Here is an 18,899-nt window from a genome sequence, read left to right on the forward strand (position 1 = left end):
ATTGGGAATGATAAGTTCAATTGGTTTCATTCTAGGAGCATGTATTTTCCTTTTTACTTTAATAGCTATGAAAAAAACAGGAAAGTTCTACTTGGCTCCGATTGTGACATTTTTAATTGCTGTGTTTACCGTCGTATACGGATTGTTCAAAGTAGGAGGCTTTGAAGGGATGGGTTTTGGCATTATTGGAGTAGGTATTTTGATAGCTGCCATGGTTGGAACGTTGTTACTTCCTTTTACGAAAGGCCTAAAAAAATCTGAATTTAACAAAGTGGATAAATCCATCTTGTTTATAGTACCAGTCCTTATTTTTGCTATTATTGGTTGGGCGATCACCTTAGATGAAGGTTATTGGATCAATGAAGAAGGCGTTATTGTGGCTGGTAACGATACATCCTCCTACTACGAGGTATCTACGATTTCTGAAGGAATGAAACAAATTCATATTCAATTAGGCGAGAAATATAAAGGAAAACATCTGGAAATAAAAGATGTACAGACCCTAGGGAACACTGAAATCACAGTTAAGGTTGTCGATAAAGAGAAAGCAACAGGACTCCCATTTATAAAGATAGGCCTAGAAAAAATTGTTGAGCCGTTAGTGGTCCAAACAACTGATGGAGAGAAAATCAATTCTAAATCTAATAACTAAAATAGACTGGACAGCTAAGCCTTACCTCTTACAATAAGTAAAAGATAAGGCTTTTTACTATTATTTATTTCTCATAAATGACGAACCAATCATTTTGGTCCTCATACATAGAAGTACCTAGATAGCCCTGCTTTAAAAGCTGTTGCTGACCAACTGTATCGCCCATTGAAATCCATTTCTTTTCTGTAAAGATTGGTAGTTCTTGTCGCAAATCTTTATAGAAAATATAACGCAGCTTATCTACATACTTAACTTTTAATCCCTTTACGACTAAACCTTGAGAGAATTTATCCTTTAAGCTAGGAATATTATATGGTTTTACCGTTGAGCATACATAATCATATTTTTCTAAATCAATATGACCCATGACCACTTTGGCTAACGTCTTTTGTAAGCCATAGCCACGATATGCTGGTGAGACATTTGATATTTCTTGATATAATACGCGATTAAATTCACCCTCGGCAATCCCACAATCATAGCCCAGGTGCTCATCATCAACAGGTGGATTCAATAATGCGCGAAAGGCAATTAACTCATCCCCTACGTAAGCACCTATCATCATGCCATTACCTTTTAAAATATAGTCGAATTCCTCTGTACTCAGTGGCTGTAAGATGCTTTGGTCCTCTAAAGATTCATACACCTCAAGCTGTAATTTCTCAATTTCTTCTAAATGCTGAAGATTTAATGCTGAAACAAAAAACGGCGTTTCCCCAAGCATACCTTCATAAATTTTTTCCATCTCACCGTCTCCTTAGGCTGTTACAATCGTTGAGAATTTACATAACTCTTTTAGAATCTCTTCATCTACATCAACACCTAATCCTGGTTTTTCATTTAGGCAGATAAATGGAACATCATAGTGTAAGTTCCCAACATCCTTAGAGAATTTTAGCGGACCTGTTAATTCTACACTTGTCATTATTTTTTTAGAGAATGCTACATGGAAACCAGCTGCTGAACCAACTGATGATTCTACCATTGAACCAATTTGACATTCAATGCCTGCCATTTCAGCCATAACTGCTAACTTCATAGCAGGATAAATGCCACCGCATTTCATTAATTTAATATTGACTTTATCTGCAGCACGCTTTGCAATAATTTCACGCATTTCGCGAACACCGCGAAGCCCTTCATCAATCATTAAGGTAACATCTGATTTTGACTTCACTTCTACCATTCCATCAATATCTTCACTATCTACTGGCTGCTCTAACCAATCGATATTTAAATCCTTTAATGCACGTAAGCCCTGTAATGTAGTAGAGGCATTCCCCCATCCTTGATTGACATCTACTCGAATTGCGATGTCTTCGCCTACACGCTCACGCACAGCTTTGATGCGAGCAACATCACGCGCAACCTCTGTTCCTACCTTCATTTTAAATGAGCGGTAGCCCATCTCTACTCGACTAGCCGCCTCAGCAGCCATAGCATCTGGTTCTCCGATGCTTAGCACATGTGTGATAGGGAACTTTTCATGATAGCGTCCACCTACTAGTTGGTACACTGGAACTTGTAGCGCTTTACCAGCAATATCGAAGCAAGCAATATCAAGCGCTGCTTTCGCTGCAGGCACATCCTTCACAATTTTGTTCATTTTATCGTGAAGTTTTTCAAAGGCCATTGGATTTTCTCCAATGATGGCAGGAGCTAGCTGATTCTGTAATACGGCATACGTGCTCTCCCACGTCTCCCCTGTTACATGCTCATCTGGTACTGCTTCACCATAGCCTACAATCCCTGTATCTGTCGTAACCTTCAAAATAATAGAAGGCATTGTATCATATGTAGCATAACTGATGATAAATGGATCAATAAGTGGTAAATGAATGGCGAAAATTTCTACTTGTTGGATTTTCATTTGTATCTATCTCCTATATAATAAAGTTGTCGTTAATACGTCGCTAATTATTAAAAAAATAATAGAGAAAAGGAACATTACCTATGTCTACTAAAATAGCGGTTATCTGCTCTAAAGCATTTATGGAACGTATAAATAGTATCGCACAAAACATTGAGAATATTCAATTAGAATTTTATCTTTACAATCAACCTACCGAGGCACCCGTTTTGTTAAAGGAAATTAAACCATGTGATGCCCTGTTATTCGGAGGAACGTTGCCCTATTTACATACCCAATCAGCACTATCAGCAATGCCAATACCTTGGAATTATATAAAACAAGATGAGACAACTATTTCCACAACGCTATTATCGCTTATAGCAAATCATGCAGTACCTTTAAATAGAATTTCCATTGATGTTATGAATCCAGCTATTGTAGAAAATGTTCTAACAGAAATAGAGTATCGTGGTCCAAAACCATATATCCAGCCTATTTCTATTACAAAACCTACTCAATCTATATTGCAGCATCATATAGCTTTATGGGAAGCTAACAGCATTGATTTTATCATAACAAGTATTCATAGTGTGTTTGATGAATTACAGGCCCTTCAAATACCTGCAATGCGCATGCTAGATGCCACTAACTCCATTATTCAATGCTTAGAAGAAACGAAATCCCGATCACTTCTGACAAAATCTGAATCTGTTAAAGCTGTTGTCGGACTATTACAGGCTCCTGAAAATAAACCTATAGACGCTAACATGTTAACGCAAATCACTGCAGCTACGCATTCAACCTATAAACAAATTACAGCTTACTCTTTTGAGCTTTATACGACGGCTGGACATTTGCAAAGGGCGCTTGAAAAAGAAAATTTACAGAACTTATTACAGCAAACTAGCAAGCCCTTTAAGTTAGCATTCGGTTACGGTCACTCCATTTTTGAGGCTCATCAACACGCTAAGAACGCATTATCATTTGCTAAACCGTGTGAAATTTATATACTAGATGAACATAAAAACTTGCTAGGTCCCTTCCCAAATTCAGAAGCAAGACTAGCTTTAAAAACTGATGATCCCTATGTTTTACAAATGGCAAAGCAAACAAGCTTAAGTCCCTTAAATATTTCTAAAATCATCAACTTTAGCAGAGAGCGACAATCAGCTCAATTTACATCACATAATCTTGCCGAATACTTACAAGTTACACGCCGTACAACAGAGCGCATTATCAAAAAATTAGTGGATAACGGCTATGCTAAAGTAGTCGGTGAAGAAATGACTCATCAGCAAGGCCGCCCACGCACAATCTATGAATTAAACTTTGCAACCTATTAACATATAAAAAAATATCGTTCTACTTCTAAAGCTAGAAAACTGAAAAGTTCTCGCAGATGCTTTTGCATCCGCGAGACCCTCATTAACTATCTGAAAAGAGCAAAATTTTAGTTTCTACATTAGTCAGCCATGACCATATTAGCATCATTCACTTCTTGCTCTTTTTTACGCTTCTCTGCCTCTTTTATTTCTTCAGGTGTCAGCTTAACAATTGCAAACCCTACATATGCATAAATAATTGAAATGATCGGTACCACGAAGTTAATGATTGCATATGGCGCATATTCAATCGCGCTTACACCTAATGTTGCTAAAATAAAGACTCCGCAAGTATTCCACGGGAAGAACACAGAAGTTAAAGTCCCCCCATCCTCTAACGCTCGAGATAAGTTCTTCGAATGCAGGCCACGCTCTCGATAAACTTCCGCAAACATACGTGATGGAACAACAATTGAAATATACTGCTCAGAACATGTAGCATTTGTTGTGATACATGCAGCAATCGTTGAAGCAACTAGGCTACCTGTTGATTTAGCAAACTTCACAATAACATTCATCAATGCTTTTAACATACCGGAATATTCTAACACCCCACCGAATGTCATAGCCACAATCGTCATTGAAACCGTATTCATCATTGAATCTAAGCCGCCACGGTTAAATAACTCGTCCACCATTTCATTGCCAGTTGAAATAACAAATCCTTCTTGTAAAGCATGTACAGCCATTGCAGGAGTGCCACCTTGCACGAAGATTTGTAGTAAGAATCCTGAGACAATTCCAACAATTAAAGCTGGAATTGCGGGTACTTTTTTTGCTACCAATACAATTACACCAACTGGTACAAGTAATAACCACGGAGAAATAACAAAGCTTTCCTCCATTACTTGTAGTGTTGTTAAAATACTTTCTGATTTCATTGAGATATCCGCAAAGCTTCTTCCCATAATTCCAAATGCTACGATAGCAATGGCTAAAGCCGGAATTGTCGTATAAAGCATATGCTTAATATGATCAAATAAGTCGGTACCTGTTAAACCTGCCGCGAGATTAGTAGTATCCGATAACGGTGACATCTTATCACCAAAATATGAACCCGAAATAACTGCTCCAGCAATCATTGGTGCAGGGATTCCCATACTTAACCCAATACCCATACCAGCAACACCTATTGTTGCCATCGTTGACCATGAGCTACCAATCGCCAGTGAAACAATTGAACATAACAGCATGATTGTTACTAAGAACCAAGCTGGGGAAATTAATTTTAAACCAAAATAAATCATTGTAGCTACGACACCGCCGCCAATCCAAGCACCAATTGTCAAACCTACTAAAATAATAATGACAATTGCAGGTAAAGCTAGGCGTATCCCCTTATACATCATTTCTTCAATTTCTAACCACTTAAATCCATGTAATTTGGCAACAATTGCCGCTACAGTTGTTCCAATAATAAGTGGCACGTGAGGACTTTGCTCTAACACAACTACTGTTATAAGCATAGCTATAATCATTATTGCAAAAGTTAGAAGTGCCCAACCAGCACTGATTTCCTTTTTCATCGTCCCATCCCCTTTTTTGCACCCATTCCCTTTTAAAATTTTCTAAGGCGCAAATATTTTTTTACGATTTTTAGCTTAATATTCAAAAAATTAAAAGTCAACGCAAAAAATTTATGCTTCTCGAGCAATTTCTACTTTTTTAGCGTAAAAAAACGCTTTCAAATAGCTATTACAAACAATGCAAACCCCCGTATATTCATACATTTCGACAAAAAAGAAAATAAAAAAGAGTTAAATCAAAAGAATTTTAATCTTTTGATTTAACTCCCACACATAGTTATTCTGGTTTTTTTTCTAACACACAAGCAAGTACTTTTGCTGCATCAATTAATGCACTACGTTCAAAAGTCATTTTCGGATGGTGTAATCCTGGTACCAAATTAGCACCAATACCAATCATCGTCGCTTTTAATTCCGGTTTTTTAACCGTATAGAAATGGAAATCATCACTTCCAGGAGTTGTAATCTCTTCAGCAAGATGTTCTTCACCTAACGTTTCCACAATGGCATTTTTAGCCATACGCGCAGCAACCGGCGAAACCTCAGCACCAGGTGTAAAATCAATCCATTGCCAATCCATATCAATCTCAAACTGCTGTTGAATCGATTTTAAGCCGAATTCAATACGGCTACGAAGTAATTCTAATTGATCATTACGTTGTGCACGAATGTCCATCGAGAAGCTCGCAGTACCTGGAATAATATTTGTACTACCTCCATCTGCAACAATTTTCGTTAACTTTGCCGAATGGGGCTCAAATGGTGATAAATGAATACTGTGCAGCATTTGTTGCACTGCCATAATAACATCAATTGCATTTTTCCCTTGATGAGGTCTAGCACCATGGGCATCAGTACCTTTAATTGTTCCATCTAAAAAATATGCCGCTCCATGATGAATAGCAGGCGAAACCTTGCCAAGCGGTAGTTCTTCAATTGGTCTTAGATGAACACCAAATAAATGCGATACGCCATCGACAGCTCCACGCTCAAAGGCTGCACAAGCACCATTACCAAGTTCTTCAGCAGGCTGGAAAATAAAACGGACACGATGTTGTAATGGTCGATCTTTCAGCTGTAATAAAGCACCTAATACCATTGTGATATTGGCATCATGCCCACATGAGTGATTAGCTTGCCATTTCCCGTTCACTTCTTGCCACAACGCATCTATATCAGCACGTACCGCAACAATTTCATCTCCTGAACCAATTTCAGCAATTAGCCCTGTAACATCGCCTAACAAACGATACGATACGTTGAACTCATCTAAAATCGCCGCAATCTTTTTAGTTGTTTCAAACTCCTTCCAGCTGACCTCTGGGTATTTATGAAAATGTTCAAACCATTGATAAATTGTCTCTTCTAATGTAACCGCATTTGACATAACTACACCTCTATACGCATTTTTGATTCCCATTATACAGGAAACCATTTCACAAAAGTATATATAGAATTAGACCTAGATAAGAGGAATAAATAAGATATATTATTAACATAATTTCAAACAGTAATTTTTTATCAACTAAACAGACAATATAAAAAAGTGATTTAAAATATGTAAAAAAAAGCAAAGGACTGTGTTAAAAGTTTTTTCCACCTTTAGCACAGCCCATCAAATAAATATTATAAACTTGTAAAAAAGCCTTCTGGATATTCTTCATAATACACCCGTGTAGTTTGCTCCTCATTTTTTTCCTCTTCCATAGTTAACTCCAATTCCTGATCCATTAAATATGTTTCAAACTTTGAATTGAACAACTTTTTCATGTAATCACCTCTCCTTTTGATTTAATTGAATTTTCTGATATTTTAATTATACAGTAGTTATTTTAAAAAAATCAATAAATAATGCTTTATATGCATAAAAAGTATAAAAATAATCTACTTTTTAGATTAAAGCTTGAGGTTTATCAAAAAAGAGATGTATCAAATTACTTTTATTAAAAGTCATGCAAATGCTTACATTTATTTGGGAGTAGTTGATTTTATATAATGTCACACATTAACAATAAGGTAAATGTAAGTGCACTGCCTAATCATCAACTTCGAGCAAGAGGCCCATCGCAATCATTTATAACGTCATGCACCAGCAAAACGGATCACTTCCACCACAATGAGGGCAACATCCTCCTGTATAAGTAACTCTAATTTGATCTGAATGCAGTACATAATAATCAGTAATTGGTTCGACCCCAGGGATCGCGATCCCGCCTGGAATCACCGGCAATTTAACCTCCCGCACTGTCATTTCCGACCACTTTCCGCTCCAGGAACAAATACTGCACTTTAATATCTCTCCTGAAAAGTTCGGAGCATTTTGGATGACAATAATACATTCTCTACTATAAGTATTACAATTAGGACAATCGTGTACTTTCATGAATCTCCACCTCTCATCAAATACAAAACCTTTCACGTACATTTAATAATGTTCTTTCGTTAGTCCAATGTCAAAAAAGGAATTTCACAATAGGAAAATCCTTTTTAAAAGCTGCGTTTACTTGCCCAAGCTCCTTGCATTTTACCCAGGAATACAATTTGCCCAATATGCGGCGTGTTGTAGATAGCTCACTTAAAAAGAAAAAAGGATCTGCTCTTTCTAAAGCTTGTAAGTTAAGCAAATTCCTTGTAGACATTACAAGGCATGCACTTACTAACTCAGAAGGTGAGCAGATTCTCGTTATTTAAAATTCTTCTATTTTCCTATCATATTAAGCTGTAGCACTTGTTTTACTATTTTGATTGTCATCGCTACCTTTATGTTGTGTTACATATTGAATGACAAACATCACAATAAAGATTGCTAAACCAGCCCAATCCGAGAATTTTTCTGGATAGATAAGTAGTAGACCAGCTGCAATGGAAATAATACGTTCAAACCACAGCATTTTGCGATACCAGTAACCTATTACTCCCGCACCAATAGCTACCATTCCTGTAACGGCCGTGAATACTACCCATAAAATTTGCGGAACAGTTGTATCTATCATTAGTAACGCTGGGGAGAACACAATCATATAAGGAATGATAAACGCAGCAATAGCAAGTTTCGCTGAGTTTACACCAGTTTTAATAGGATCTCCACCGGAAATGCCTGAAGCCGCAAAAGCAGCAAGTGCCACTGGCGGTGTTATATCGGCGATAATACCAAAATAGAATACAAAGAAATGTGCCGATAATAAAACAACTACTGGTACTAGTTCCTGTGGTGTATTCGGCGCTAATAATGCTACGATTGCTGGAGCAGCAATTGTTGACGTAATAACATAGTTTGCTGTTGTAGGTGCCCCCATTCCAAGAATTAGGGAGGCAATCATAACAAAAATCAGCGTTAAAATAATACTACCGCCCGCTAATTCTACTAAGCTATTAGCTAAACTTAAGCCTAAACCTGTTTTTACAACTACACCTACGATAATACCTGCACAAGCCGTTGCTGCTACTACCCCAAGTGCTGTACGGGCACCTTCAACTAATGCATTAATAATATCCTTTGGTTTTAAACGCGTTTCCTTATCAAACATGGCAACACCAATAGAAATAAGAATACCGTATAGTGCAGCATGCATTACTGGTGTACCCGTTAACATTAAAACGATGATTGCGATAATCGGTAATAGAAGGTAAATTTTCTTAAATACCTCTCGACGATTTGGCATTTGATCATCACGTAAGCCTCTTAACCCTACACGTTTTGCTTCGAAGTGAGTCATAATCCAAATACCTGTAAAATATAACAGTGCAGGTATCGCAGCCGCCTTGGCAATATCCCAATACGTTATTCCGCGCCCGATAAACTCAACCATTAAAAACGCTGCGGCCCCCATAATCGGCGGCATTAACTGTCCACCTGTAGAAGCAGCCGCTTCAACTGCACCTGCGAACTCTTTACGGTACCCAAGCTTTTTCATCATCGGAATTGTATATGATCCCGATGTTACTACATTCGCTACCGAGCTTCCTGAAATCATACCTTGAAGCGCACTAGAAAATACCGCTACTTTTGCTGGACCACCAATTAATTTTCCCGCAAGAGCTACAGCTAGATCATTAAAGTATTGACCAACACCTGTTTTGACAAGGAATGCCCCAAAAAGTAAAAACACAAAAATAAATGTGGCCGAAACACTAATTGGCGTTCCAAAGATACCATCCGTCGTAAAATACATGAGATTAACAATACTCTCGAAATCTTGCCCTCTATGTGCCATGAATGCCGGGAAATACGGTCCAAAATATGCATAAATTAAGAAACATATAGCAATGATTGTAATTGGTAATCCTACTGCACGGCGAGCTGCCTCAAGTACCAATACAACAGCTATTGAACCAACGATAAAATCCATTTGTGTAATGGTACCATTACTGTTAATCAACTCTGTATAATTCATCGTCCAATACGAACCTACTACAATAGATAATATCGCTAAAATATAATCGAACCATGCGATTTTATGCTTTGCTGCTTTTTTTCGCGCTGGGAATAGCAAGAAAATAAGGGTCAAACCAAAACCCAAATGGATCGTACGCTGGATTTGCGCTGGAAATTGACCAAAAATGGCTGTATAAAGTTGGAACAATGAAAATGCTAGTAGTCCAAAGAAAATGACATGTTTCATAATGCCTGATATATTTCGCACATTCGATTCAATATCATATTTCTCAAGTATTGCTTGTTGTTCTTCAGCAGATATTTGTTCGAATTCTTCATTTTTTACTTCGTTATTTGATTTATGCTGAGTCGTCATTTCATCCTTACTCCTTTCCATTGTTCATAAAGCGATATACGCTTCACCTCAAATAAATAAGATTTTCCCCTTTGTAAATTTCTTTTTAAATCATATTCGTACTGCTCGTAACCTAATACAAGATCTAAGTCCAAATCGGCTATATAGATCGTAAAATTTTCAATCACTTCATTGTCAAACTCCAAAAAATATTTACCATTTCGTTTGGTTAATGTTTGATTTTCCTCTGCATAGCTCGGCATGCCAATCGCTAAATCCTCATACTCCATCCCTAACATTTGAATACGTGTTCCATCTACGCTTTGATAATGTTCAAGTACATCCGATTTATGGATGGAATGGGTGTATCTAATTTGAAATGTATCCTCAGTTGTCAGTGGTATATAGTGCACTATTGGATGATCTATGCGCGTTTCAGTAAATGCGAATACCTTTTGAAGAGGAAGAAAAATGACTATACTGAAGCTTAAACATAAAAAAGCTAAAACAATGATTAATTTCCTCTTTCGCATTACATCTATTCCCCCACTTAAAAAGCTATTCGCTATCGTTCACGACTTAACAGGAAGAAAAGAGGCCCGAAGCTTTACGCAATCCGAGCCTCTTCGTATTTCATGACGTGAGGTTGATTTCCGCCGCAGATTTTTCACTTCACCACAAGCAAGATTCAAGCACTCTCCGCAACAATCACTACTTTTCATTAAACTCCGAATGTTCTGTTATTTCTTTTCATCAAAGTATTTTTGAGCACCTGGGTGAACATCAATACTAATGCCCTCTAAGCCTGTTTCCGCTTTGATAAACGACCCTTTCGCGTGGGAAATTTTATCTGTGTTATCATAAATAGCTTTCGTCATCGAATATACAACATCTTCTGGAAGATCTTTTTTCACCGCTAGCATCGCAAGTACCGAAACTGTTTCTGTGTCATTGGCAATACCATACGTACCAGCTTTTACTGTATCTTTTGCATAGTAAGGGTATTTAGCAATTAACTCATCTGCTTTACCAGCATCCATACCGATAATATTCACTTTAGTTGTTGCATTTAATGCCTCAACAGCACCTGTTGGCGTACCCGCAGTAATAAACGCTGCATCAATTTGGCCTGATTGAAGACCGTCAGTAGACTCACCAAAATCAAGGTTTTGTGCTTTGATATCATCCATTTTTAAACCATGAATTTCAAGTAATTGTTCAGCATTTGCGTAAGTCCCAGAACCTGGCGCACCTACAGATACCTTTTTCCCTTTTAAATCAGCATAAGTTTTAATACCTGACGCTTCAGTCGTTACTAATTGTACTGTTTCTGGATAAAGTGCACCTAGAGCAGCAATTGAGTCAATTTTTTTACCCTCAAACATCATTGTTCCTTCAGAAGCGTAATAAGCAATGTCTGATTGTACAAAAGCAATTTCACCTTTACCTTCTTGTAATGCAGTCATGTTGGCTGCAGATGCTTGAGATACTTCAGCAGTTGTTTTAATGTCAGTTTCTTTAGAAATTAAATCAGCAAATGTTCCACCTAATGCATAGTAAGTACCTTGTGTTCCACCTGTTAATAAGTTTAAAAATTTTGGCTTCTCAGATGCTGTCGAATCTCCCTTATCTGTGTCCTTAGAACCCGTTCCACATGCAGCTAAAATCAATAGCGCAAAGGCACTTAATAGCATTAATAGCCTGAATTGTTTTTTCTTCAAAGTAACCTTCCCCCTTTGGTTAAAAATAAGAATCTACTTAAAATTATCAAACATAGTATAATAATGTCAATGAATTTATAGTAAATTCAGTCTTTTATAATTATACAATTCTATAAAACGACAATTATTTACGAATTTCAACAATTTCTTCTTTACACCATTTTTATCTATTTAATACTATTAAATTCTTTTTCTAACAAAATAAATTCAGTTACTAAATGTATAAAAATTGCATGTCGAATTATGAAAAATGATCGTTCACTTCTTCTTTTTGGCTTATCACCATAACGTACGGTTGATTCCGACTAAGCGCTTTCCTGTGGTCGTCCGATGAGCCGATTTTTATCCACTAAACAAAAAATACTGCATCTAAAGTGATTTACTTCAGATACAGTCGATTCATTTTCCTTATTGAATAGCACCACAAGCAATTCTAGCACCAGAATTACCAGCAGGATCTGATTTATAATCGTCCTCTGACTCATGGATGACTAATGAAGTACCTTTTCCACCCAATAATGAATTTGCAGCATTTTTATCTAATGTTAGCCCTTCCGCTAAGAAATTCATATCTACACTACCATCTTCACCAACTTCTAAATTCGGAAGATCTCCCATATGATAGCCTTTAGGATTATCCTTCCCATGCTCTTTACTCGTTGGATTAAAATGCGGACCTGCTGATTCAAACGTTGGCGGTTCACACTTCCCAACTGAATGAATATGAATGCCGTGCGTGCCGGATGGCAACCCTGATAGTGCGAGTGTCACCCTGACCCCATTATCCTCTTCCTGAAAATATGCATTTCCATAGCTTTCATTATTTTTTCCTATTACTTTCGCGGTTGCAGTTTGTGCTGAATTTGCGTTAACTTCCACTTTTTTCTCCTTCTTTTCGAAGAAATTACAACCACCGACAAATACTAATAAGGAAATGATTATTAAACTCATTTTTTTCATAAAAATACCTCCTCTATTTCTGATGGTTGCCAACAAACCTCCTACTTATGCAATTTTGATTAGAATTTTGTGAATCATTGGAAAAGCAGTAAATTTAGCAACCTGTGAACTATAGAGATTAGCATTTCGGTGACTGTTGTAACATAAAAAGGATATCTCTAAGTCAGCGAGACATCCCTTTGCATACATTAATTCAAAATTTTCACAGTAACAGTTTTAACACCCCACTGACGAGCTTGTCCCTCAGTAGGAATAAACACATCAATTTTATTGCCTTTTATTGCTCCACCCGTGTCTGCTGCGATTGCCTCGCCATAACCTTCAACCCATACCCTAGTACCAAGAGGAATAACACGTGGATCTACAGCAATTACCTTCAAGTTTGGATTAGATCTTATATCTGTTCCATTCGCTGTAATCCCCGAACATCCTTCACAATACGCTGTATAAGCGGTCGCTCGCATTGTTAGCGTTTGGCCTGTCGCATTTGCTGGAGCACTTACTTGTTTTGTACTCGATTTTGTTGCTGGTTTTGTATTTGATGTCGTTACTTGCTTTGTATTGGAAGCTGTTGCTACCTTTTTAGTTTCGCTTACAGTAGTCTTAGGCTTTGCTGCAGATGCTTTGGTAGCTAACAATTCGCCTACATAAATCACATCAGAAGTAAGGTTATTCCATTCTTTTAACTTTTCCACTGACACACCATTTTCACGTGCAATTGAAAATAATGTATCCCCATGCACAATATGATGTTGGTCTTTCGATGATTTTTCATTTTTCGCGTCATCTTTTTTTCCTAAATTAAACCATTTCGGATCTATTTCGTCTAGTAGCCCTATTTCCCCTACAGCTAATTCGTAAATCTTCGAGATTCCCCATAACGGGTCAATTGGTATAACATTGAGTTTGTCCTCAGCAGATGACGGACTTGCAAACAAACTTAAACCCAATGTCAATGTTACAGCTAAAGCTAATGCTCGTTTCTTCATATTTCGTAATACCTCCATATTTTATAATTTTGCAATCTGCTGCTAGCTCACTAGAGTTGGGCTCTTTTATGCAAGCAATGCTAGAGAATGCAATTAATCACTCAGGACAATGGACCTGATATTACGAATTATTTCTATAAAAACGGAAAAATATACAATATCAATCATATTTTTGGTAAATAAAATAGTTTCATGGAAAAATACCCAAGATTTTAATTGCAACTTTTATACGTTGGAAAATCAATACTTTTAACCGATAATATGTTAAAGGAGGAATATAGGGTGGAAATTAATACAATAATGTCTTCTCAGATTATAGAGCTACAACAAACTGTACAAATGACTGTTATGCAAAGTGCACTCAATCTAAATACGGTAGCTGCTGTCGACTTACTAGAAGATCTGCCTCAACAGCAAGTGACCGCACATCCGTATAAAGGGTCAGTTATTGATATTTCACTTTAACCAATTTCACTTTAAGTTTCTTCAATTCAAGTTAATTAATATTTGAAAGTTGGTGCCCTTTTTGATTCGAGTGATAGTAATGGACGATGAGCCATTAGCTCTTGTAAACATGGAGAAAAAGTTGAAGGAATTTAATTCAATAGAGGTTATTAAATCCTTTACAAATGTAAAAGATTTGCTTGCAGAGGGTCCAAGCTTGGATTTTCAAGTAGCATTTTTAGATATTGAAATGCCTGGTATGAACGGTTTAGAAATCGCAAAACTATTAAAAGAATGGAACAAAAATATCCATATCGTATTTGTCACTGCGTATCGAGACTATGCTGTCCAAGCATTTGAAATTAACTCCCTTGACTATTTATTAAAGCCTATTTCAAAAGCTCGTCTAGAGACAACTATTAATAGAATCCAAGAACTCCTCCACCTAGAAAAAAATTCGACTCCTATACGAATACAACATAAACCTACACTAAAGATACAATGTTTTGGAGGATTCGTTGTCTTACACGATGACAAAGCCATCCATTGGAGAACGGTTAAAACAAAAGAATTATTTGCCTTTCTTTTTTCCAATCTTAATAGCCATGTACCTCGTGATACAGTCCTCGATGCATTATGGGCAGAGACAGACTATAAAAAGGCAAGAGTGCAATTACATACAACAGTCTCCTATCTACGCACTACGCTTTCTACATTAGGCTATGTAGACGTCATACAGTATGCAAATGGCTGCTATATTTTGCAACTAGAGGATTTTCAATGTGATGCTCATAACTTAGAGCATCTTTTAAATAGTAAAATGGAGACCGGAAAGCTTGATATAAAGAAGGCTGAGGCACTAATACAAAACTATCAGGGTGAATATATGGCCACATTAGATTATCCTTGGGTTACTAGTAAGGCAAATTTCATGAACACCCAATTTACTCTTCTACTTTATGATTTAGTAGAGCATTATACAGTCATACATGACGTAAAAAAACTAGAGCATATATTACTTTTAACGCTCGAGCATAATCCATATTCCGATAAAGCTATCCAACAGCTAATGAAACACTATATCGACGTGGATAATCGAGCAAGTGCAGTAAAAGTTTACAATACATTTAGAAGTACTTTGGTAGCTGATCTCGATATTTTACCAGAGCACGACACAACTGAGCTATTTAACGCTATATCAGTAGAAGTATAAATTACTAGGTGTGTTGATTAACCATTTTTATACATTCGAATTAATTCGAAAAGGCTAATTTCCGCTACGGGCTACTCGCTTTCCTGCGGGCGGGCGCAGTTAAAACGGGAATATTTTAGCAAAATAGCAACAAAAACAATCCTTTTGATAATAAACCTATTTTTTCCTAATCATCACGCCTGATAAATTACCATAAAGATCAAATCAAAGCATACTCAGGCCATCCGCAAAAGGCATCGAGAGAGAACTGTCTCGATGCCTTTTTATCTTTTTTCTATCTTCATGGATGGTAAATATAGTCCTTCTAATATAAAAAGAAAATCCAGGAGGTCCTTATGTCACTGTTCAAAAAAGCGACAATTCGACATTCACTTTTCATTATCTTAATTTTTATAGTTCTTACTACCCTTCGTTTACTATGGTTAGCATACTTTCTCCCTTCGAGTAGTCAACCAATTGCCCAAGAAGGTATATTTGACCTTCGTGATCAGGCGCTAAACGATAAAGAAATGCTTCACTTAAATGGTGAATGGCTCTACTATCCTGGGTTATTAATAGACCCATTAAACACAGACAATAACAAATATCCCCGATTATTCGAGCAGTCTATCCGAACGATTCCTACGCGAGATTCTGAGGCAACGACACAACGATATGGTACATACCGTTTAAAAATTTTACTCAATGAAAATGCCTCCAAAGATAATCGTTATGCCATTCGGATTCCTGCAGTATCAACTGCTTCAACATTATATATTAATGGGGAGTTGGCTGGTCAATCAGGAAAAGTCGCTACTGATTCAAATAATCATAAAGGGCAAGCCGCTCCATACACTGTATATTTTACGAATGAGCAACCTGAAATTGACTTAATTTTACATGTATCAAATTTTGATACACCAGCAAGTCCTATTATTGCTAAAAGAGTTCTATTTAGCTCTGCACCAGCTATGGCACATCACGAAATAATTACCGATTTATCTCTTACTGCCATTTCAGTAATGCTCGTATTGTTCGCACTCTTTAGTATTCTTGTGTTCCTATTCATCTATCGGAAGCCAATTGTATTACTTTTCACAGTAGGTTTTCTTTTACCATTAACCGATGAATTAATTACCTATGATCGATCCATACTTGCTTGGCTACATCTTGATTATGTATGGTCGTTTAAATTATCTTCTATCATCTATCTCGGTTCTTCTTTTTTCTTTGTTCAATTTTTGCGTATTTTACTAGTGAAATATCGTAATGCTAAATGCTTACAGTGGATCTTTTCTATCTATGCCCTTGGAGCATTTTTAACTGTCGTTTTACCGATTGATTGGTTATACACATTAAATCCTCTTTTCTTCATACTTTATGGTGTTTCATTTTTATATGTAGCAGCACTCGCTTTAAAAGAGTATCTTGAAAATCAAAAACAAAGTTCCGTTTTTATTGCCCTGACGGCTCTTGGTTCAACAAATGGCATTATATGGGGATTCATCAAATCCATTTATGTCTTTGATATACCCGTTTATCCACTAGACTATTTATTTATCATGCTTGGTTTTTCAGGTTATTGGTTTAAACATTTTTTTGAAAATAAAGAGCAAATTAATCAATTGATTGCTAAATTACAAATGGACGATGAATTAAAGGACGAATTTTTATCCAGTAGTTCACAAAAGCTATGGGATCCCATGAATAAAATGATTACCTTAGGACAGACCATTTATGAAAATCCAAACAATAAGCTTGCCGCTGATGATAAACAAAACCTAAAACTGTTAATTGATATTGGGAGAAGCATGTCCTTTACATTAAATGACATACTTGATTTTACTCGTTTAAAGGACGGTAATTTACATCTCAATAAAAAAAACGTCAGCATTCAAGGTGTCGTTTATGGTGTTTTCGATATGTTACGCTTTATAACAAATGGAAAACAAATTCAAATGAATTCTACCATTTCTAAAACATTTCCTAATGTAGTGGCCGATGAAAACCGATTGATTCAAATTCTTTTTAATTTTTTATACAACGCCATTAAGTATACAAATGCTTGTTCTATAGAAATCAGTGCACATATAGATAATAGTCTGGTTGTAATCCATATTCGTGACACTGGATTAGGAATGGATGATGAGATCCAAAGTCGTCTATTTTCCCCTTACGAACAAGGAAATGATAACGACGATCAAATCGGTCTCGGGTTATTAGTTTCAAAGAAGCTTATCGAATTACACGGAGGGACTTTGCAAATACATTCCGTTCCTAACAAAGGATCGGATGTCTATTTCACATTACCATTAGCAGAGGAAAGTTTAAATGAGGAGCAATCCTACATAGAGCAAGAAGATATATTTTCTCATGTTGAAGGAAATACGTCTTTAAACATAGTGGAAAAACAATTTAAAATTTTAATGGTTGATGATGATCCTATAAACTTAACCATTATGCGAAGTTTATTTGCAACAACAGTATATGCGGTTACTACTGTTACTAGCAGTGAAAAGGCATTAAAAGCATTACAGCAAGAGGATTGGGATTTAGTCATTGTTGATGCGATGCTCCCTTATATTTCTGGCTATGCATTAATTGAAATTATTCGAGAGCATTACTCATTACTTGAATTACCAATCTTATTGCTAACAGCACGTAATAATCCTGAAGATGTTTATACTGGTTTTGTTCGTGGAGCTAATGATTATGTTACAAAGCCCATTAATTCTCTGGAGCTAAAAGTAAGGAGCAAAGCCTTAATCGATTTAAAATATAGCATCAATCAACGACTACATTTGGAAACAGCTTGGCTTCAAGCTCAAATACAGCCACATTTTTTATTTAATACATTAAATACAATTGCATCACTTAGTACGATTGATACAGATCGAATGATTGACTTAATGCATCATTTTGGTGAATATCTACATGCAAGCTTTGATGTGCGGAATCTACAACGAGTAGTACCACTTAAGGATGAACTAGAGTTAGTGCGCTCATTTCTCTATATTGAACAGCAACGCTTTGGGGAATTGTTAAACATCGAATGGGATATCGATAAAACAATAAACATCGAAATTCCCCCTATCTCCTTACAAACTTTAGTAGAAAATGCGATTCGTCATGGTGTCTTAAAACAGGAACAAGGTGGAACAGTTTGTATCCGCATAAAGGATTTCCCAGATTATGTGGCAGTAAGTATTATAGACGATGGCGTTGGGATAGATCAAAGTAAATTAGAGGAGCTACAATCAGGTAGTTATTCAACAAGCTGTGGCGTAGGATTACGTAATACTGATTTACGTCTTAAGAGGATTTACGGACAGCGATTACAAATACTGAGCACTCTAAATGAAGGAACAAATGTCACCTTCCACATTCCAAAAAATTAATTGGCCCATTCATGATTACCAAAGAGCCATCACCTTCTCAATTGAGTTTGTGG

The 18,899-nt window shown here is 36.6% G+C and carries 15 protein-coding genes; 5 read left to right on the plus strand and 10 right to left on the minus strand.

Going from position 1 to position 18,899, the window contains the following annotated elements; all coding sequences use genetic code 11:
* Nucleotides 1-7 precede the first annotated feature (7 nt).
* Complete coding sequence (locus ACB089_RS22930) at nucleotides 8-652, plus strand: YesK family protein (RefSeq protein WP_374967617.1); 645 nt, start codon at nucleotides 8-10, stop codon at nucleotides 650-652.
* Nucleotides 653-716: 64 nt separating this feature from the next.
* Here the strand turns inward: ACB089_RS22930 and ACB089_RS22935 are convergent, their stop codons facing one another.
* Both ACB089_RS22935 and ACB089_RS22940 read right to left on the minus strand, forming a co-directional pair.
* Nucleotides 717-1,397, minus strand: coding sequence for a GNAT family N-acetyltransferase (locus tag ACB089_RS22935; RefSeq protein WP_374964071.1), 681 nt, complete (start codon nucleotides 1,395-1,397; stop codon nucleotides 717-719).
* Nucleotides 1,398-1,409: 12 nt separating this feature from the next.
* The gene (locus ACB089_RS22940; protein ID WP_374964072.1) at nucleotides 1,410-2,522 is read right to left on the minus strand and encodes a mandelate racemase/muconate lactonizing enzyme family protein; all 1,113 of its coding nucleotides are present in this window, start codon (nucleotides 2,520-2,522) and stop codon (nucleotides 1,410-1,412) included.
* Between the two features lie 83 nt (nucleotides 2,523-2,605).
* Here ACB089_RS22940 and ACB089_RS22945 point away from each other — a divergent pair, with 83 nt between their 5' ends.
* The gene (locus tag ACB089_RS22945; RefSeq protein WP_374964073.1) at nucleotides 2,606-3,847 is read left to right on the plus strand and encodes a hypothetical protein; all 1,242 of its coding nucleotides are present in this window, start codon (nucleotides 2,606-2,608) and stop codon (nucleotides 3,845-3,847) included.
* A gap of 119 nt (nucleotides 3,848-3,966) precedes the next feature.
* On the opposite strand, the gene nhaC is transcribed toward ACB089_RS22945, so the two are convergent.
* The 8 genes from nhaC to ACB089_RS22985 form a co-directional block, all read right to left on the minus strand.
* Nucleotides 3,967-5,412: a Na+/H+ antiporter NhaC gene (gene nhaC / locus ACB089_RS22950; protein WP_374964074.1), complete on the minus strand. Its 1,446-nt coding sequence runs from the start codon at nucleotides 5,410-5,412 to the stop codon at nucleotides 3,967-3,969.
* Between the two features lie 277 nt (nucleotides 5,413-5,689).
* Complete coding sequence (locus ACB089_RS22955) at nucleotides 5,690-6,799, minus strand: amidohydrolase (RefSeq protein WP_374964075.1); 1,110 nt, start codon at nucleotides 6,797-6,799, stop codon at nucleotides 5,690-5,692.
* A 239-nt stretch (nucleotides 6,800-7,038) separates the two neighbouring features.
* Nucleotides 7,039-7,182 (minus strand): hypothetical protein, encoded by a 144-nt coding sequence (locus ACB089_RS22960; protein WP_175401799.1) that lies wholly within the window; start codon nucleotides 7,180-7,182, stop codon nucleotides 7,039-7,041.
* 944 nt (nucleotides 7,183-8,126) lie between these two features.
* Nucleotides 8,127-10,163: a TRAP transporter permease gene (locus tag ACB089_RS22965; RefSeq protein ID WP_374964076.1), complete on the minus strand. Its 2,037-nt coding sequence runs from the start codon at nucleotides 10,161-10,163 to the stop codon at nucleotides 8,127-8,129.
* The gene (locus tag ACB089_RS22970) at nucleotides 10,160-10,675 is read right to left on the minus strand and encodes a DUF1850 domain-containing protein (protein WP_374964077.1); all 516 of its coding nucleotides are present in this window, start codon (nucleotides 10,673-10,675) and stop codon (nucleotides 10,160-10,162) included. Before ACB089_RS22970 ends, ACB089_RS22965 begins: the two co-directional genes overlap by 4 nt.
* Before the next feature lie 207 nt (nucleotides 10,676-10,882).
* Nucleotides 10,883-11,863 carry a TAXI family TRAP transporter solute-binding subunit gene (locus ACB089_RS22975; RefSeq protein ID WP_374964078.1) on the minus strand — a complete coding sequence of 327 codons (981 nt, stop codon included), beginning with the start codon at nucleotides 11,861-11,863 and terminating at the stop codon, nucleotides 10,883-10,885.
* 408 nt (nucleotides 11,864-12,271) lie between these two features.
* Nucleotides 12,272-12,823 (minus strand): superoxide dismutase family protein, encoded by a 552-nt coding sequence (locus ACB089_RS22980; protein ID WP_068985925.1) that lies wholly within the window; start codon nucleotides 12,821-12,823, stop codon nucleotides 12,272-12,274.
* A 188-nt stretch (nucleotides 12,824-13,011) separates the two neighbouring features.
* A complete protein-coding gene (locus ACB089_RS22985) occupies nucleotides 13,012-13,812 on the minus strand; it encodes a 3D domain-containing protein (protein WP_374964079.1) in 801 nt (266 codons plus the stop codon).
* Nucleotides 13,813-14,094: 282 nt separating this feature from the next.
* Here ACB089_RS22985 and ACB089_RS22990 point away from each other — a divergent pair, with 282 nt between their 5' ends.
* The 3 genes from ACB089_RS22990 to ACB089_RS23000 all read left to right on the plus strand — a co-directional run bounded on the left by ACB089_RS22990 (nucleotide 14,095) and on the right by ACB089_RS23000 (nucleotide 18,846).
* Nucleotides 14,095-14,277 (plus strand): polyribonucleotide nucleotidyltransferase, encoded by a 183-nt coding sequence (locus tag ACB089_RS22990; protein WP_374964080.1) that lies wholly within the window; start codon nucleotides 14,095-14,097, stop codon nucleotides 14,275-14,277.
* Between the two features lie 70 nt (nucleotides 14,278-14,347).
* Nucleotides 14,348-15,469 (plus strand): response regulator, encoded by a 1,122-nt coding sequence (locus ACB089_RS22995; protein ID WP_374967618.1) that lies wholly within the window; start codon nucleotides 14,348-14,350, stop codon nucleotides 15,467-15,469.
* 335 nt (nucleotides 15,470-15,804) lie between these two features.
* A complete protein-coding gene (locus tag ACB089_RS23000) occupies nucleotides 15,805-18,846 on the plus strand; it encodes an ATP-binding protein (protein ID WP_374964081.1) in 3,042 nt (1,013 codons plus the stop codon).
* Nucleotides 18,847-18,899 lie beyond the last annotated feature (53 nt).

This window comes from Lysinibacillus sp. RS10 (assembly GCF_041956855.1).
Lineage (GTDB): Bacteria > Bacillota > Bacilli > Bacillales_A > Planococcaceae > Lysinibacillus > Lysinibacillus xylanilyticus_A.

What these genes read in the sequence shown, in the direction of transcription:
- ACB089_RS23000 (WP_374964081.1), top strand. Translation starts at nt 15,805, where the DNA reads ATGTCACTGTTCAAAAAAGCGACAATTCGACATTCACTTTTCATTATC.
- ACB089_RS22980 (WP_068985925.1), bottom strand. Translation starts at nt 12,823, where the DNA reads ATGAAAAAAATGAGTTTAATAATCATTTCCTTATTAGTATTTGTCGGT.
- ACB089_RS22960 (WP_175401799.1), bottom strand. Translation starts at nt 7,182, where the DNA reads ATGAAAAAGTTGTTCAATTCAAAGTTTGAAACATATTTAATGGATCAG.
- ACB089_RS22955 (WP_374964075.1), bottom strand. Translation starts at nt 6,799, where the DNA reads ATGTCAAATGCGGTTACATTAGAAGAGACAATTTATCAATGGTTTGAA.
- nhaC (WP_374964074.1), bottom strand. Translation starts at nt 5,412, where the DNA reads ATGAAAAAGGAAATCAGTGCTGGTTGGGCACTTCTAACTTTTGCAATA.
- ACB089_RS22985 (WP_374964079.1), bottom strand. Translation starts at nt 13,812, where the DNA reads ATGAAGAAACGAGCATTAGCTTTAGCTGTAACATTGACATTGGGTTTA.
- ACB089_RS22970 (WP_374964077.1), bottom strand. Translation starts at nt 10,675, where the DNA reads ATGCGAAAGAGGAAATTAATCATTGTTTTAGCTTTTTTATGTTTAAGC.
- ACB089_RS22930 (WP_374967617.1), top strand. Translation starts at nt 8, where the DNA reads ATGATAAGTTCAATTGGTTTCATTCTAGGAGCATGTATTTTCCTTTTT.
- ACB089_RS22940 (WP_374964072.1), bottom strand. Translation starts at nt 2,522, where the DNA reads ATGAAAATCCAACAAGTAGAAATTTTCGCCATTCATTTACCACTTATT.
- ACB089_RS22945 (WP_374964073.1), top strand. Translation starts at nt 2,606, where the DNA reads ATGTCTACTAAAATAGCGGTTATCTGCTCTAAAGCATTTATGGAACGT.
- ACB089_RS22935 (WP_374964071.1), bottom strand. Translation starts at nt 1,397, where the DNA reads ATGGAAAAAATTTATGAAGGTATGCTTGGGGAAACGCCGTTTTTTGTT.
- ACB089_RS22965 (WP_374964076.1), bottom strand. Translation starts at nt 10,163, where the DNA reads ATGACGACTCAGCATAAATCAAATAACGAAGTAAAAAATGAAGAATTC.